At 50.7% G+C, this 17,446-nt stretch carries 13 protein-coding genes; 11 read left to right on the top strand and 2 right to left on the bottom strand.

Annotation, left to right across the window (positions count from 1 at the left end):
* Positions 1-232: 232 nt before the first annotated feature.
* The 4 genes from ACCI51_RS01345 to ACCI51_RS01360 all read left to right on the top strand — a co-directional run bounded on the left by ACCI51_RS01345 (position 233) and on the right by ACCI51_RS01360 (position 6,160).
* Positions 233-844: a cytochrome b gene (locus tag ACCI51_RS01345; protein ID WP_371842319.1), complete on the top strand. Its 612-nt coding sequence runs from the start codon at positions 233-235 to the stop codon at positions 842-844.
* Positions 841-1,407, top strand: a complete 567-nt coding sequence (locus ACCI51_RS01350) for a YceI family protein (RefSeq protein ID WP_299579715.1) — start codon at positions 841-843, stop codon at positions 1,405-1,407. The genes ACCI51_RS01345 and ACCI51_RS01350 overlap by 4 nt, the downstream gene beginning before the upstream one ends.
* A gap of 784 nt (positions 1,408-2,191) precedes the next feature.
* Positions 2,192-3,169: an FHA domain-containing protein gene (locus ACCI51_RS01355; protein WP_371842320.1), complete on the top strand. Its 978-nt coding sequence runs from the start codon at positions 2,192-2,194 to the stop codon at positions 3,167-3,169.
* 441 nt (positions 3,170-3,610) lie between these two features.
* Positions 3,611-6,160, top strand: coding sequence for a protein kinase domain-containing protein (locus ACCI51_RS01360; protein ID WP_371842321.1), 2,550 nt, complete (start codon positions 3,611-3,613; stop codon positions 6,158-6,160).
* Here the strand turns inward: ACCI51_RS01360 and ACCI51_RS01365 are convergent.
* A complete protein-coding gene (locus ACCI51_RS01365; RefSeq protein ID WP_371842322.1) occupies positions 6,157-6,639 on the bottom strand; it encodes a hypothetical protein in 483 nt (160 codons plus the stop codon). The genes ACCI51_RS01360 and ACCI51_RS01365 overlap by 4 nt on opposite strands.
* A 538-nt stretch (positions 6,640-7,177) precedes the next feature.
* Here ACCI51_RS01365 and ACCI51_RS01370 point away from each other — a divergent pair.
* From ACCI51_RS01370 to ACCI51_RS01395, 6 genes are all read left to right on the top strand, one after another.
* Positions 7,178-8,959, top strand: a complete 1,782-nt coding sequence (locus ACCI51_RS01370; RefSeq protein WP_371842323.1) for a trans-sulfuration enzyme family protein — start codon at positions 7,178-7,180, stop codon at positions 8,957-8,959.
* 113 nt (positions 8,960-9,072) lie between these two features.
* The gene (locus ACCI51_RS01375) at positions 9,073-10,371 is read left to right on the top strand and encodes a S1C family serine protease (RefSeq protein WP_371842324.1); all 1,299 of its coding nucleotides are present in this window, start codon (positions 9,073-9,075) and stop codon (positions 10,369-10,371) included.
* The gene (locus ACCI51_RS01380; protein WP_371842325.1) at positions 10,362-11,402 is read left to right on the top strand and encodes an FHA domain-containing protein; all 1,041 of its coding nucleotides are present in this window, start codon (positions 10,362-10,364) and stop codon (positions 11,400-11,402) included. The genes ACCI51_RS01375 and ACCI51_RS01380 overlap by 10 nt, the downstream gene beginning before the upstream one ends.
* On the top strand, positions 11,399-12,472 hold the full coding sequence (gene hisC / locus ACCI51_RS01385; RefSeq protein ID WP_371842326.1) for a histidinol-phosphate transaminase: 1,074 nt from the start codon (positions 11,399-11,401) through the stop codon (positions 12,470-12,472). Before ACCI51_RS01380 ends, hisC begins: the two co-directional genes overlap by 4 nt.
* Positions 12,473-12,549: 77 nt before the next feature.
* Positions 12,550-13,458 carry a penicillin-insensitive murein endopeptidase gene (gene mepA / locus ACCI51_RS01390; protein WP_371842327.1) on the top strand — a complete coding sequence of 303 codons (909 nt, stop codon included), beginning with the start codon at positions 12,550-12,552 and terminating at the stop codon, positions 13,456-13,458.
* Positions 13,459-13,462: 4 nt separating this feature from the next.
* Positions 13,463-14,458, top strand: a complete 996-nt coding sequence (locus ACCI51_RS01395; RefSeq protein WP_371842328.1) for a D-alanine--D-alanine ligase — start codon at positions 13,463-13,465, stop codon at positions 14,456-14,458.
* Positions 14,459-14,551: 93 nt separating this feature from the next.
* Here the strand turns inward: ACCI51_RS01395 and ACCI51_RS01400 are convergent, their stop codons facing one another.
* A complete protein-coding gene (locus ACCI51_RS01400) occupies positions 14,552-15,121 on the bottom strand; it encodes an HNH endonuclease (RefSeq protein WP_299579745.1) in 570 nt (189 codons plus the stop codon).
* 809 nt (positions 15,122-15,930) lie between these two features.
* On the opposite strand from ACCI51_RS01400, the gene ACCI51_RS01405 reads away from it, so the two are divergent.
* A complete protein-coding gene (locus ACCI51_RS01405; protein WP_371842329.1) occupies positions 15,931-17,415 on the top strand; it encodes a PQQ-dependent sugar dehydrogenase in 1,485 nt (494 codons plus the stop codon).
* Positions 17,416-17,446 lie beyond the last annotated feature (31 nt).

Consider the following 17,446-nt stretch of genomic DNA (forward strand, 5'->3'; position numbering starts at 1 on the left):
AACCCCCTTCCAAAGATTCCCTCCAGCCATTGGTCATAGGCTGTAAAAACGATACCCTAGCGCCAATAAATACTGTACTAACCGGCCGGATATAGAAAGGGGCCCTTTCGGGCTTCCCTGTTCTCTTCAGGATTCCAGGTCCATTGTGGACACTGAGGCTTTTTGATGGCCTCTGGGGAAGATTTCTCTCACCGGGCCGGTGTGTAAAGAGCTTCTGGAGGTGAGGTACAGCGTGAAGGCCCGCAATAATCAAACCCATTACGGCTGGGTCGCCATTATCCTGCACTGGCTGATGGCACCGGCAATTATCGGTCTTTTTGTACTCGGATGGTGGATGCGCCAGCTGTCCTATTATGACCCCTGGTATCAGCAGGCTCCCAATATCCACAAAGGCATCGGTATCTTGTTGCTAGTCGCCTTGGTGCTGCGCCTGCTGTGGCGGACGATAAATACAATTCCAAAAGACGAACCGAATATCCCACGCTGGCAGGCACTGGCTGCCAGCGCCACTCACGCCCTGATCTACCTACTACTTTTCGCCATAATGCTGTCGGGATACCTGATCTCTACTGCCGATGGGCGCGCCATTGATGTTTTTGGTTGGTTTAGCGTGGCGGCCACCATCCAGGGGATTCCCAACCAGGAAGACCTTGCCGGCAGCCTACATGAAATCCTGGCCTGGTCACTTATCGTCCTTGTGAGCCTCCATGCCCTGGCAGCCCTCAAGCACCACTTTATTGACCGGGATGCCACCCTGCGCAAAATGCTAGGTCTACCCATTAGCCCCTTTCGCTCCGAAGAGCAAAACATTAACACAACCACAAAAAAGGAAACCTCCACATGAAGAAGCTCACCGCTTTTCTGTTCGCCATCCTGATGGGCACAACTGCCCATGCTGCAGAATACAAAATTGACACCAAAGGCGCTCATGCGTTTGTGCAGTTTCGCATTAAGCACCTGGGCTACAGCTGGCTGTATGGCCGCTTTGATGATTTCAACGGTTCATTTTTCTATGATGACAAAACGCCAGAAAAATCTACCGTCAACGTTAATATCGATGTAACCAGCCTCAACAGTAACCACGCCGAGCGTGACAAACACCTGCGCGGCACCGACTTTCTTTATACAGAAAAATTTCCTACCGCAACGTTCAAGAGCACCAGCTTTGAACCCCAGGAAGGTGGTAAAGCCCTACTAAAAGGTGAGCTGACCCTGCGCGGAGTCACCAAGCCTGTAACCATCGATGTCACCAACATTGGCGGTGGTAAGGACCCTTGGGGCGGTTATCGCCAAGGCTTTAGTGGTACCACGGAATTTGACCTAAAGGATTTCGGTATTGATTACAATCTGGGCCCGGCCTCCCAAAAAGTTGAAATGATTCTGGATATTGAAGGTGTGCGTATTTGAGCCGCCTAAAATAAGATAATTTCATTGGGGCCCGACTTCCATAAAGATCGGGCCCCTACTTACGCTGACCGTAAAGGTATGTGCATAGCACCGCAAATACCCAAGTTACAGGCTACCGCAACTCCGTCAGCGAAGCTGACAAACAAACGCTCATTGACCAGCAGGGTAAAAACTGTACAACAAGAACTCCACCTGGCAGAAAATGTCGCTAATTTGGCATTTTTCAGCGCCTACAAATCCATTAAATTAGTACCAAGTAAACGATCTTGCCGATTTCCACTCGGAGCCACTAAATACCGCCCCATTCAGCTGCAAAAAATGACTCCATTAAGAAATCACAGCTGCCAATCTCACAGATGAGGAAGAGATCACTCTTGACTATCGTTTCAGGGCCCAAAAAGACCGATTAGCAGACACAAAGTTATAACTAGCTCACACTAAGTAAGCACGAACTATTACAGTACTTTTGACGACAGTTGAGTTTTTCAGTGAAAATAGCAACTATGGGCAATAGTGATTGCATTCGCTCCAAGGTTAAGTATCAAACAGCCTCCAATTTGCGATACCTGCAGGTAAGCACTTGCTTTCCCAATAAGGCTAACGACACGGCTTGACTGTCAGCGACATAGAAATATAGCCGGGACGAGTTTTGGCTAAGAGTATGTTGGGATTAGTGTATTGTCGCCCAGGTCAATAAGCCCATCGGTGAACAGTGAATCAGCGCCGAAATGGCGAGAAGCTCCAGCACAGCGCCCGGAGTCATCCGGAGTAAAAGGACAAAATAATGGCTTGCTTACAGCATCCAGATAGGGACCAACCCGTATACCTGATGGCACACCACACCATAGGCCGTCGCCAGGGTGCCGTGGATACCCGTATTACCAGCGCGGAGATTTCCGGCATCCACTCAGCTATCCAGTGGACCGGCACCCATTGGAATATTCGCGATCTCAGCCGCAATGGGACCTGGCTGAACGGACAGCAACTCGTCCCCGCCAAAAGCTACCCATTACAAACGGGTGACACAATCTGCTTCGGCCGAGTCAATAACCCAGCTTGGATTGTTGAGAATCTCGATGCCCCAGAGAACCTGCTGATCGACCTGCAGACCGGCGAAGCCCAACCCCTCGAACAATACCACCTGCTGCCGGATGAAAGTGAACCCCTCGCCAGCTTGCATTTCAGCCCCGTCACCGCCCAGTGGCAGTACGAGTTCACCAGTAATTCCGCCGAGGGCGAAAAGATGCTGGTCAACCACGGAGACCGCATCGACTGCGGCCTGCACAGCTGGCAACTGTTCCTCGCTGACAACCAGGGCGCCACCAAAGAGCTCTCCTTGCAGCAGCTTTCAATTACGGATTTCGGCCTGCGCTTTTCAGTTAGCTCCCATGAAGAGCATGTGCAGCTGCAACTACAACGAGAAGGCATGAAACAGACCCTACCGGCTCGCATCCACAACTACTTGCTGCTTTATCTCGCGCGGGCTCGCTTCCGCGATATGCAAAGCGGCATGGATACTGATTCGCAAGGCTGGGTTTCCATCCAGGTTGCCACCCATGAACTGGGCATCACCGTCAACCACCTGAATACACAGATCTTCCGGGCGCGCAAGCAGATCTCAGAGTCACTGCCCGATGCCGTCGATACGTCAAATTTGGTGGAAAGACGCTCCTGGGAGATTCGCCTGGGGTGCCCCCAGTTTGAAATCTATAAAGGCACTCAGCTGGAGGCAAAAACTGAGAGTCTCGAGGTAGAGCCTTAGGGCGTTCTTACAAAAGCCCTAAGGCTCTATTGGCTACTAACCCGAAGGGGTGTTGACTTGTGCCTACTGCTTAGAAAGAGGTAGGTACAGTCTACTTCTAGGGTCATAGCTATCTTCTGGGAAATAGTAACAAACCCTGAACCTACTGCCTTAGGTGACTTAACCGTAGCTCAAACTTCTATTTATCAAATACTCCGCCACGGTTAATAAGCCTCTCTCAAGTAAATACTACTGCAAATAGTAATTCACAGAGGCTACTCCCGCTGAGACAGCGACTAAGCGATGGGTAGCGGGCTCACTGAATTGCGGGTTTATGCAACCGATAGCAATCCAAAAGATATGGAATAACGTGAACCATTTCCTCTGAGGGGGGGACAGATGGGTTCATGAAAATGTACTATCAGGTAGAATCCCCCATCCATCCGAAAAGAACGAAATACAATGGACGTAGTTGCGCTGGAGAAAACTGAGGTATATCAAGGTCGCTATCGGGTAGAGCGCACCCTGGGCGCCGGGGGTATGGGTGTTGTTTACCTGGCTGAAGACGTAAAGCTGGGTCGAAAGGTCGCTATCAAACAGTTGCGCTCCGATATGACTGGCAACTCCGCCGAAGCCCGCTTTCGCAGTGAAGCGCAATTATTAGCCCGATTAAATCACCCTAACATTGTACGTTTGTACGATGTCCTGGAAGAAGGGCACAATATCGCCCTCGTTATGGAGCTGGTTGAGGGGGTTACCCTCAAAGAGTGGATGCGTGAGCATACCGCTACACTGGCCGAGAAACTCGACCTGTTGATGCAGATCTGCCAGGGGCTAGGCAAGGCTCACGGCTTGGGAATTATACACAGGGATTTAAAACCTGAGAATATCCTAGTTACCAATGATGGTGTGGCCAAAATTACCGACTTTGGTATTGCCAAAGCCCTCGACTGCGACCAGCAGCTAACAAGAGAAGATCATATCGCCGGTAGTGTGCAGGCTATGTCTCCTGAGCAATTGCAGGGAAATACTCTGGATCCGCGCAGCGACCTATTCAGCCTAGGCAGTATTGCCTATGAGCTGCTATGTGGAAACAAACCATTTGAACGCGGCGATAAGAGTGCTCTTGCATTTGCCCAGCAAATCACCAACAAGCCCCATATTCCACCGCAACAAGCTTGGGCCGGGATCCCTAAGCCACTTGCTGCACTCCTAGATCGGTTGTTAAGTAAACAGCCAGAGCTTCGCCCTAACTCTACTCAGCAGGTCTATGAAGCCTTAGAACTGATAAGTAGACATGGGATTAATAGTAATACTCTGCAATATTCTGAAACAGTTACTCAGTTACTTATTAAGCCACGAAAAAAACATAGACTGATAACCCCCATTTTAACAGGCTTAACTATAGTCGGTGCTTCTATTTTCTGGGGCTGGAAAACTCTTACATATCTTCCACCACAATATATCGCGATACTTCCGATTCAAATAAATGGAGTTGTGCAGGGGGAGGAGAATAGCGAAATGTTAGTAAGAACTATGGTTAGGCAAGCGCTTTCAAGTGCCTCACCTCAATTAAAGTCAAGCGCCTTGGTTAGCTACACCCCAGAAAAAAATATAAGCCATGAGGAGCAATTAAATATATTGCAAAATAAAGGTATTACGGATGCTTTATTAGCCCGACTTGATTGCATGAAATTACGTTGTAATATTGAGCTGCAGCGAATCAACCCTTCTGACAGTCAAATTCGTCAACAGACTAGCTTTGTATTCCTGAGCGATAAAATACAAGAAGCCCAATATACAATTGGCAACAGCGCCATCCAGCTTTTTCCTAAAAACTATCGAAAAAAGCCCAATATGGCCGCCAAAATGGAATCTAACGACTATGATCGATATTTAGCAGTTTTATCTAAAATTGACAGCGATCAAACTGTAGGTATCAACGACCTTAAAACCCTTGAGGAATTAATTGGCAAGTATCCAGCCAACACCAACCTCTACTCTTCTTACACCAAAGCATCCCTAGCAATATGGGGGGCAACCAATAATGGACAAATTCTCACTAAGGCTCTCGGCATCCTAACCAGTGCAGAGGGAATGGGAGTTGATAAAACAGTTTTGCTTGAAGCAAAATTTGCCATCAAATCCGTAAGTGAAGAGAGGCAAGGTTTTGAATCAATACTCGCAAAACTTGAAGCTCAAGATCACCCTTCCGCGCACTTACTGAGCCAGTTCGCCCGCCACCAATACATCCACGGTGATTACAAGCAAAGCTTAAGCTGGTCCAAAGAAGCAGCAGCCCTTAACCCCTCTTTCAATAATTACTACTACATCGTTATTAATGAGCTTGCATTAGCCAATTACGATTCAGCAAGAATAACCTTAAAAAAAATGATCAAAATGTACCCAGAAAGATGGAAAGCTCATAATCTCCTAGGTGTTATAGAGCTAGAGAAGGGAAATATAGATAGTGCAGAAAACGTAATCACCTCTATCCCTGAAGAGTTACGCGACTGGCCCACAAAATCAAACCTGGGGACAGTTTACTTTTTTCAAGGAAGATTCGAACATGCTCTCCAGGAATACCTGGGAATCTTAAATTCATCTCCAAATAATCTCCAGATGCTAACCCAAATAGCTGAAACCTATCTTATGCTCTCCGACTTTGAGAATGCTCAAAGCTACTTCCAAAGAGTCATTAGCCTAACTACAGAGTCTACAATCGTCAAAGATAGACAATTTAGAGCGGAAGCTCTCGCCTACTCTGGAATGACAGCTGCATCAATCGCCCTTATCAAAGATTTGTTAAGAGAATCCCCAGAAAGCACCTATGTTAAACATGTTGCCGCACAGGTTTACTCCCTTGCTGAGGAGTGGCAGTCAGCAAACTACCACCTTGAAGATCTCATCAACCAAGGAATGAGTAAAGAGTGGTTTACCTTACCCGCTTTCCAACAACTATGTCTCCAGCCTCAAACCTCACAAATTGTGAAAGATACTATTTGCCTTTAAGGTATTGGATTAATTGCAGCATAAGGGTCCCCAGAGACGAAATGCATACCCGTCTCAGGGTCTACACACATCCACAGGAAATTAAAGCGATCCGGAATTTGCTCTTTATCCTTAACCCTGATAATTAACTTGGTGTAATCCCCATCTTCTTCTTTGGCACGAGCACGGAATTGGTGACGAAAATCCGGGCTTAACGCAATAATACCATCTAGCTTTTGGCTTTGCTTGTAACGGACAAACTCTAACTCACGCCCAGGAACTTCTGATAGATCCAGGGTTATTTTCAGCGTTACCACCCCACCCTTGCGAATATTGAAACGCATATTGCCAAAATGTTCTTCCGGGTTATCAGCATTAAACAGTGGCCAATACTGAGGCTCACCATCTTTTTGCTCTCTCGGCCTTAAAACCAGATCCAGCTTCAAACCTTCTTTCGGTACCTCGCACTCCAGTACGGGTAAGTCGGCACAATTGCTCATCGTTCATCCCCTTGTAAGCATTTGTTATTTGGCGTCACCAAAAAACGTTTTATCTTGTGTAGAATACGTCCGTGACTCTGTCATCATAACCAGTTCGGCTTTGAAAAAAAGCCGGCAGTATACATACTACCGGCCCGAAATGATGGTCCCAACCATCGACGGTTACAACAACACTATCAAGAGCAAAATTTGGCATCCGTGCCCCGGGCAAGCTCATCCAAAAGTTCCGACTAAGACTCTGCACCGGTCGGTTCCAGCTTGTCCGCTCAGCTTACGCTGATTCTTTCTATCCCCCGCACCTCCGGCAGCGCGAGAAAACTAAATCCATCCGAAAATATGTTGTGGGGGCTGCCCATCCATGGCAGGGAAACTGCTTTCACAAACTCCCGTACCCCCTCAACTGGATGCTACTTTACGGATTTGAGAATTACAGATCTATCACGACCAATTACAAGGAATTACACGCCAACTGTTTTATCCCTCAATTCAGGCTGTTAGAGTCACCAAATAACAAAAAACATGATATAGCGAGGATACGATGGAAGCGAAACTCGAAGATGTAAAAATTCTCTCACCCCGCCGCAACAGTACTGAAGCCACTAACATTGAGGAGCTTGCACGGGAGCAACTGCAGCATTTTTGTATTGATTCCGAGTCAGAGCACGGACGCTTGCTAGAGCAAACGGCCGCACTTCTGTATCGGGCCCAGGGCAATTTGAGCCAATTGTGGGGACAGGTCACTGAAACCCTAAGGCACTTAGATAAATCCGATAAAATCGCCTACTTTAATGCCAAACGATTTATGAGCTTCCAGCTAGCGAAGTTGTTAGATACATTACAAAACCCATTGCGGGCCAGCTTTCAAAGCCTGCAGGGAGACGATTTCAATATCACCACCCGCGGTGGCTATCCACTGTTCGATAATATCCCGGCAATTTTTTCTGCAACGCCAGTAATCGCGCGTACCGCCACCTATATCTATGCCTGCACCGAGTGGGTCGACGACGCCTTCCGCGGCCGCGAGCCCAGCCACGATATCTACTCACGCCTGCTCAACCCCACGTCCATCTCCCTGGCCAATGCCATTGTAGACCTGGAGTGCGGACCGGCAGCCAATGAATATATGGCCTGGAACTTTAATTCAGGCATGGCCGCGATTGACGCACTACTTTCCAATCAGCTGCGCCGCGACGATATTTTGATCGTTTCACGAAATATCTACGGCGGTGTACACCAGCTATTACAAGACTTTTATGCACGCACCGATAAACTGGCCATCCAACTGGTGTGGTTTGATGGCACTAGCGGCGAGGACTTCAAGAAATTATTAAACGAAACTCAACGCGACTTCACCAGTGCTCTTGCGGCGGGCGTCAAGATTCATACCTATATCGAATCCCCCTGTAATCCCCACGGTATCATGCTAGATGTGCCGGCCATCTGTAAGGCCGCCCATCAGGAAAATATTCTAGTCAGCCTGGATGCCACCCTGGCCACCCCCTTCCTCTATCAACCCTTACGCCGCGAAGACCGCGAGGAGCGACCAGATTTTGTAGTGCACTCCTACACCAAAGATATCGGCGGCACCGGCGCCGCAACCGCGGGTGTGGTAATTGGGGAAAATTATCGTATGTTTATCCCCAAAGGAGACAGCGCCAAGGGCCTCAATTGGGACCAGTGCATGTTCTGGGATGTGTATTATATCAAAGGTGCTTTTTTGGATGCGGATAAGGCCTGGGAGGTGCACTGCGGTATGCGTACCCTGGAAATGCGTATGCTCACCAAATGCGTTAATACGTTGAGCCTCAGCCATTTCTTCGCCAGCCACCACAAAATCCGTGTAAATAGCCACGCGGTGCAAAGTCACCCAAACGCCAAGATGCGCGAATCCCTGTTGCGCTACCAATTCCCCACGCCTCTATTCAGTATCGACATGGAGGCAGCACAGATCCCAACTCAAGCTTTCAAGCGTTTCTTTGATGCGCTGGAGCCTGCCTTTGGCCAGATGGTCAGTCTGGGACAGACCAATACCATGGTGCTCTGCCCCGCGCTCACCTCTCACTCCGAGCTCTCGCCCCAAGCTATGGAGGCGGCGGGAATCTTCCCAACCACTATTCGCATCTCTGTAGGCGATGAAAATATGGCCCAATTGGCAGCCCATGTGATCAATTGCGCACGCCTGCACCTGGACCCGGTCAGTCCCGGGTTTAGTGAGGGCTTTATATCCCCACAAGAAGCGGATGACTTATTCACCAATTTCTACCTAGAGTCACACCGGAAAGTGATAGAGGCACAGCCAAAAATTACCGACTACCTTTAAGAAGCCCACTTTCAAGTTGGGGCGCAGCGGTTATCCTTCACCGCGCCCCGCTTGTTGCACTACCCTATATCCCGTAGTATCACCGTTTCTGTCCATAATTTAATCAAACAAAAATGCCGAATTCTTCCGCCCGACTTCTGGCCTGGGTGCTCTGCTGTTTCTCCACACTGGCACTGGCCCAGGGCTACGAGAAGCTCTACAGCGATTACCGTGGCAGCTTGTATCAAATACGCCTCATCGAAAAATCCTCCAACTCGAAAGCCGGTCTCGGCTCGGGGTTCCAGATTTCTGCCGATGGCCTGCTCGCCACCAACTACCACGTTGTCGCCCAGGCGGTCAGTGACCCCGATAAATATATACTGGAATACCTCTCTACCGACGGCACCAAGGGCACACTCGAGCTCTTAGATATCGACGTCGTCAATGACCTGGCCCTGTTGCGCCAGGAAAAACCGGGGAAAGAGTATCTACAACTCGCTACAGAGACTCCGAAAAAGGGCGAAACTATTGTGTCTCTCGGCAATCCTCTGGACCTGGGGATGACCCTGATTCCCGGCACATATAATGGTATCGCCGGCGGCAGCTTTTATGATCGCATTCATTTCGCCGGTTCCATCAACCCTGGGATGAGCGGGGGCCCAGCCATCAATACCCGCGGCCAGGTAGTGGGTATTAACGTCGCCACTGCAGGGAATCAGGTAAGCTTTCTGGTGCCAGTGGATAAACTCACCACCCTGGTAAAACATTTCCAACAGCGCAATGTGGCACTGGATCTCCAGGAAGTAACTTACCAGCAGTTACGCGAAAACCAGCAGCGTATTATCGATTCCATACTCGAGGCGGATTGGCAACGCCGCTCTCTAGGCGAAGCCAAAGTCGTCGGAGAGATTGTGCCTGCCATCAAGTGCTGGGGTAACAGCGAGGAAAACAACGATAACCCGATCAAGCGCATCGATAAAGGTTGTACGGGGCAGGATGTGATTTTTCTCTCCGATGAGTTCAATACCGGCCGGGTGGAATACGAATTTTTTTGGCTTGAAGCCAAAGACTTGTTACCCGCGCGCTTCTACGCGGAATACGAGCATCAGATGAGCACCTTTTATCCCGGCAATAGTGCTGGAGAAGAAGACGTCACTAATTTCCGCTGCCGCCAAAATTTCACCTCCCAACCCCGCAATGGCAACGGCCCCCTATCAAAACCAGAGCGCAGTAAAAAGCCCCTGATCAGTCGCACCAGTTACTGTGTAAGGCGCTATAAAAACTTCCCCGATCTTTACGATATCTTTTTCCTAAGCCTCAGCGTGGACCAGAAAAATCGCGCGCTGGTCAGCCACTTCACCCTATCCGGCTTCACCCGGGAGTCCGCCGACGCCTTTGCCGAGAAGTTCACGAGTGAGATCCAATGGCACTAATAATTGAAGAACTCAACCGTGCTCACCGGGTACAGGTGCGCTACCGCATGGATGGCGACAAATTCACCCTGGGCCGCGCCTACAACAATGATGCCATTCTTGAGGATATACACGCGGATGGTCGGCACGCGGAGATTCGCCGGGATGAAAGCGGCAATTACACACTGCACGATTTGAATTCCGTGAATGGCAGCCAGCTGCTGGGTAACCTCAAAGATCGATCAGTGAAACCTGGAGAAATATCTTCCCACCAGATTGCCTCCGGGGATCTTATTCAATGTGGCAAATCGCGGTTACGGGTATTCAATTGTGATGACCACGTAGCCGAAGCTACCCCCCTGCACTCACTGGAAAACCTCTTTTCCAGTATGTCTCGGCCTTTATATGCCGCTCTTCTGGTACTCGCCGTAGCACTCTCCACCGTACTACTCAGTTATCTGGGGTATGCGCGCACTTACCAGTGGACTATTGCGCTCAATATTTTGGCAAGTGCAATTATTGGCTTGGTCATTTATGCGGGGATATGGGCTTTTATAGGCCGAGTGGTACGCCATGAAACGCATTTTTTTGCCCACCTCTCTATCGCTGCGATTGGCGCACTCAGTTACGCCGTGTGGGAGTGGTTCGGCAGCGTACTGAATTACAATTTCGCCATCGGCGATACCATGGAGATCCTGGATTTTCTCGTGCTCGCCATCATATTGCCGGCCATGCTCTGGTGCGCCTGCTACTTGGCCACTAACCTAGGCCGTGCCTGGCGCTGGGCTGTCGCTCTGGTGTTACCGATTGGTTTCCTGGGGCTCAGTTTGGTTGAAACCATTGGTGGGATCGATCATTTCAGTGAGACCCCAGAGATCTCCACCGAACTCAAGTACGATAATATGCTGTTGCGTAAGCCTGTGCCCATGCAGGAATTTATTGCCGGCTCCGCGACAGTATTTGATATTCCTATTGAAAAAGACGATTCAGAAGAAACAGAGAGCAGGGACGGCTCTTCCGCAGAAGACGACAGTCCAGAGGTAGAACAGTGAACACATCGTTTTGGAGCCCGGGCCTGGAACAACTGGAACCCTATACTCCCGGTGAACAGCCCAGTGGCAAAACCCTAATCAAGCTCAACACCAATGAAAACCCCTATCCCGCCTCACCCCAGGCGTTGACGCTCTTGGCACAAAGGGACTTTGCCGATGCCCTGCGTCGCTATCCCGATCCTGAATCCTGTGCACTGCGTACGGCAATTGCCGAGCGCTACGACCTCAGCGACACACAGGTTTTTGTCGGTAATGGTTCAGATGAAGTCCTGGCGTTAAGCTTCTACAGTTTTTTCCGCCGCGCAGAGCCCCTGCTGTTTCCCGATATCACCTACAGTTTCTACCCCGTGTACTGCCAGCTGTTCGAAATAAAATCCCGCTGCATACCACTCTTGGAAGACTTCAGTCTCGATATAGAAGAGTTCTCAGGGGCTGCTGGGGGGATTATCATCCCCAACCCCAACGCGCCCACTGGACGCTATCTATCCCTCGATAGAGTGGAAGCGTTGTTGCAGCTGCAACCCGAGCGGGTAGTGATAATCGATGAAGCCTACATCGATTTCGGTGGAGAAAGTGCCACCCAGCTAATCGACCGCTACCCCAACTTACTGGTCATTCATACCCTGTCGAAATCCTATGCCCTGGCCGGCCTACGCCTGGGCTTCGCCATGGGACAGGAACATTTGATTGAAGGGCTGCTGCGCGCCAAGAACTCTTTTAACTCCTACCCCATTGACGCAATCGCCCAAGAAGTGGCAACGGCAGCCATTCGCGACCGCGCTTGGCACACGGACAATTGTGGCAAAGTGGTCGCCACACGCCGCCGCACTGAAAAAGCTCTACTGGAGCTAGGCTTCGACACAATTCCCTCCACGGCGAATTTTATCCTGGCAAAACCACCGGCCCCTGGTGCAGAGGCCCTCTATCACGCCCTGCGTGAACGGGGCATTCTTGTGCGTTATTTCAACAAGCCTCGTATCAGTGACTATCTGCGAATCTCCATCGGCACCGATGACGACATGGACCAGTTGATACGGAACTGCAAAGAGATACTTGCGTCACAGAGCTAGTACACTGTCTGTCTATACTCGTCGGGTCCACGCATTGCGTGACCCGACCACCAAGACTTACCGGTAACTAGAGATTTATGCCTCTCTTTTATAAACGCCCCGAACGGCTCACTGGCCCCAGGATATTCACCCGCGCACTGGTTTTCGCCACTGCTGCCCTGAGCGCTTTCGCCCAGGCCAATCCCTGGGAGAAGAGTGACAGCCCCAGCGCCCAAGACTCTGCCAGTATCGGCACCTACACCAACGGCTGCCTTGCCGGGGGGGAAACGCTGCCCCTGCGTGGAGAGGGCTACCAACTCGTGCGCACTGGCCGCGATCGACACTTCGCGCATGCAAATACCATCGCCTTCCTGAAGGACTTCTCCCAAAATGTCGCGCAAAGTGATCTCGGCAGGATACAGATCGGCGATATGTCTATGGCGCGCGGTGGTCCCTTTGGCAGCGGAGGGCACAGCAGCCATCAGACCGGACTGGATATAGATATCTGGTACTCGCAGGACCAACGCGCCGCAGAGCGTCCTCTCACAGAGTGGGAGCGCGATAACATCTCCGCCATCCCCTTGGCAGATGCGCGCCAACACCGCCTGATCAAAGAGAATTGGGACAACCGGGTCCCCAAGATTCTGCGTATGGCCGCCGAAGACCAGCGTGTCGAACGCATTTTCGTACACCCCACCATCAAACAGCACCTGTGTGCGATCTCTGGTACTGATAATGCGTGGTTGCGTAAAGTACGCCCCTGGTGGGGGCACAATTATCACTTCCATGTGCGCCTCACCTGCCCGGAAGGTAGTCGCCACTGCAAACCACAGGCGCCGGTGCGTACCGCTCCCTGCGGCAACGATCTGGACTGGTGGTTTAGCGACGAATTCTACACAATACTGAACGGCACAAAGACCAAGCCGACAAAACCCAAACCCAAGACGATGCCGCAACAGTGCCAGCAGGTATTACTGGCACCTCCAGCCGGTACCACGACGGAATAACTCTATGATCAACACCTTGCTTATCTGCGGCGGTGGCGGCAGCGAGCACGAAGTATCCTTGCGCACCGCAGATTTTATCGAAGAGCAGTTGGCCGAATCCGAGGATATTGACCTGATGCGGGTTGAGATGGACGCTAGCGGCTGTCTCACCGATAAGGACGGTCGCGTTTACCATATCTTTTACGATGGTAAGATCCGCGATGAAGCCGGCAGTGCCTGGGATGTGGACTATGTCATCCCCGCAATACACGGCTACCCCGGTGAGACCGGTGATCTGCAATCCCAGCTGGAAATGTTCGGCATTCCCTACTTCGGCTCAGCCCCGGAAGCCAGTAAAATCTGTTTTAACAAAATTAAAACAAAAATGTGGCTAAGCGCTCTGGGGATCGATAACACTCCCTACCTATTTCTGCACAGCCTTGAAGCTGAGGAGCTGGATAAGGCCCATGCGGCACTGGAGGCGTGGGAAGCAGTGTTTATCAAGGCTTCTAATCAAGGTTCCTCGGTGGGCTGCTTTAAAGTCACTCGTAGAGAGGATCTACACGGTACTATTGAGGAGGCCTTTACCCTCTCACCCTACGTACTCATTGAGAAAGCCCTGAACGCCCGCGAACTGGAGGTGGCTGTTTACACTTTTGGGGAAGAACTCATAGCCACCCTCCCCGGTGAAGTACGTGCCCCGTCGGATACCTTCTATACTTACAAGGAAAAATATGCCACTGGCAGTCGTGCTGAGACTTTTATTGAGGCCGAAGGCCTGAATAAAGAACAGCAGGCATGGATTCGTGACGTATCGATACGCACATTTAAAGCCCTGAAGCTTAAAGATCTCTCCCGTATCGATTTCTTTCTGACCGATGAAGGAGAGCTCTACTTAAATGAAGTCAACACCTTCCCCGGCATGACGCCTAAATCCATGTTCCCCAAAATGATGGAAAACCATGGCCACAACTTTACCGAATACCTAACCGGCCTTATCCGCTCATCCCAGTCCGATTGACAGCCACGTCTTGATATTTAGTCTTGCCGCTCAATCAGAAAAAATAAAAAGGGGCTTCAGCCCCTTTTTATCATCTTCTTAAAATCGCGAAATTTAATGTAATAACCAATCTTGTTGGCGCCTACGCGAGAATTGACTGCGCAGAAACTCCATCTGGTCCCCGCGAATCCGTTCACTATTGATCAAAGCCAGATACTCCGCCGCATTGGGACAAAAGGGCAGTGCCAATAATTCCATGTCGATCTCCTCAAGGAGATGATTCCCCTTATGCTGATTGCAGCGCCGACAAGCAGTCACCACATTTTCCCAAGAGTCCATCCCTCCTTTGGATACAGGGATAACATGATCTCGTGTCAGCTCGATCGACTTAAAAATATTGCCGCAATACAGACAGCTATGTATATCCCGAAAAAAAAGCGCCCGGTTTGTCAGCGGAGGCCGGCGACGCGGGCGAGCCATTCGCGAACCACCACAGGCAATGATCGACGCCAGATCCAGGGTGGAGCGCTCACCATATCGGTTAAATCCACCTCGTACCCGCTGTACTATACCGCCCAGAGACCATGTAACCAGATCCCGAACATATAAACAGGAAGCCTCTTGCCAGGTAAGCCAATCTAATGGCTGCCCTGCCAAATTCAGACGTAAGATTCGCGCTTGCATGACCTTACCTCCCCGCAATCAAACAGAAAACCCGGCCCGATGCCATCAAAATTAGAAAAGTGGATGAGAGTAGCGATCGATCAGTGATAATCAGCCCGCCAGGAAAAAACGAATAGGAAAAAGGGAAATAAAATTGTGTTTGAACCAGAGGATTTGGTGTCAATAAGCCATTAGCGGGAGAAGTGTGGCAACCCGTAAATGATTTGACTAATGAGGAAACAGCAGCGCAGCGACAAGATATTGCCAGGGAATAAACAGGTACTGCTGATGATAGATTGCTGAATGCATCACCCTCCACCGGCCCGAGCAATAGTGGCCGACCTCTTATTATTAAAGCGGATAAATATTACAAATTCCAGATTGTGACACTCTGGCAGCAAGCTTACCGCCAAAAGGTAACAGAAATTCCAAAGGGTTAACGGTACACCCTGCGATCACAGCAATGGAAACAGATGGTAGGAGTATGAGTGGCGGGATCATTAAAACACCGCCCGGGCAATCCGGCCCGGGCGGTGCGTCTCACAGGATGGTGCCCATATCCTTAGGGCGAGCGGCGCAATCCATTTATCCTTTGCCGCAGAGTTGCAGTCCCTTGTGCGTCCCTGCCAGTTAATTATGGACATCAGGCGAGAAAAAAGTAGGGGCAATCTGCTGAATTTTATGTAGGACATATCTCACAAAGTGAAATATTTCTTTAACAATTGAGGGGGAGACCCAATAGGTAGCCTGTGGTACAACAAGGCTCAGTGCAGTGCGCGGCCACTATAAACACCTCTATTTCAAGTTCAATCCAAACAGGGAAAAAGACGTTGAAATATACGCTAATATTTTTGCTTATCTTCAGCGCCGTGGTTTCAGGTGCTTTCGCTGCCGTCGCATCGGGTATCAGCGTACCCTGGCGCCAAATTGTTGGCGGAGCGAAAACCGACGAACAGAAAGTAACCCAGGGCCTAACACCGGCCTCTGGCTATCAGCTGCAACTGTTTGCCGACAACGTGCCCAATGCTCGCTGGCTCGCAATAACCCGCACGGGGGATCTCCTGGTTTCCCAGCCCAAAGAGGGCCGTATATCCCTGCTGTCCCCCGACCTTAACGACGATGGGCGCGCCGACAGCCAACGCATGCTCATTGATGATCTGAACCGCCCTCACGGGCTTGCTTTCCACGAGAACTGGCTATATATAGCGGAAAGCAACGCCATTGGAAGGGTGCCCTTCGATCACTCCGATGGCCGTTTGGCTGGGCGTTACGAGCGAATTCTGGAAGACTTGGAGGATAGCGGGCACTGGACCAAGACCATCGAAATGGGCCCCGATGGTTGGCTGTACCTAAGTAGTGGCTCCAGTTGTAACGTCTGCATTGAAAAGGATCGCCGCCGCGCCACCATTATGCGCCTGCGCCCCGATGGTAGTGATCTAGAAATACTCGCCACCGGCTTGCGCAACAGCGTCGGGTTTGACTGGTCGCCAAAAGACGGCGGTCTCTACGCCACTGACAATGGTCGCGACTGGTTGGGTGATAACTTACCACCCGATGAACTCAATTTAATTCAGCCCGAAAAGTTCTACGGTTGGCCTTACGCCTATGGCGACCGAATCCCAGACCCGGACTTCATCAATGACGAGAGTCCGACCATCAAAGAGATGATCGCCTCCTCCCTGCCCCCGGTGCATGAGTTCGCCGCCCACAATGCCCCGCTCGGTATCCGCTTTTTGCGCAGCCCGGAGCAGCAAACAGACTATCGCGGCGCCGCTCTGGTAGCGCTGCACGGCTCATGGAACCGAAGCGTCAAGGATGGCTATAAGGTGGTTTCCCTACACTGGGATGAAGGCGGAAATATTACCCAGAGGGATTTCCTATGGGGCTTTCTCAGCCAAGACCGCAAGGAGGTTTCCGGCAGGCCCGTGGCCATTGCCGAGGACGGCCAAGGCATCATTTATATTTCTGATGATTACGCAGGCGCAATCTACCGCTTATCTCCCGGTGATCCACAAAAAACGGTAGCCCCCCGCAAAACCAAGGCCCCGGCCCCGGCCCCGGGCAGGGTACCGAAAAAACCTCCACCTGCGAACGCCGCTGCAGCACAGGAGGGCAGAGCCCTTTACCTAAGCCACAATTGCGCTCAATGTCACCAACAACAAGTACCCTTAAAAGAACTCAATAAGAAATACACACTGCAGACCCTCTCAGACTTTTTTGACGCTCCAACACCACCCATGCCCAGGTACGACTTTACCGACGAGCAAAAAAAAGCCCTGGCTCATTACCTACTCGCGCGCGAAGCCTTGCAATAGGCCCTGTCGCGTGCCAATTGACCCTTGCCGC

The sequence above is a fragment of the Microbulbifer echini genome (genome assembly GCF_041447225.1).
In the GTDB taxonomy this organism is placed as follows: Bacteria; Pseudomonadota; Gammaproteobacteria; order Pseudomonadales; family Cellvibrionaceae; genus Microbulbifer; species Microbulbifer echini.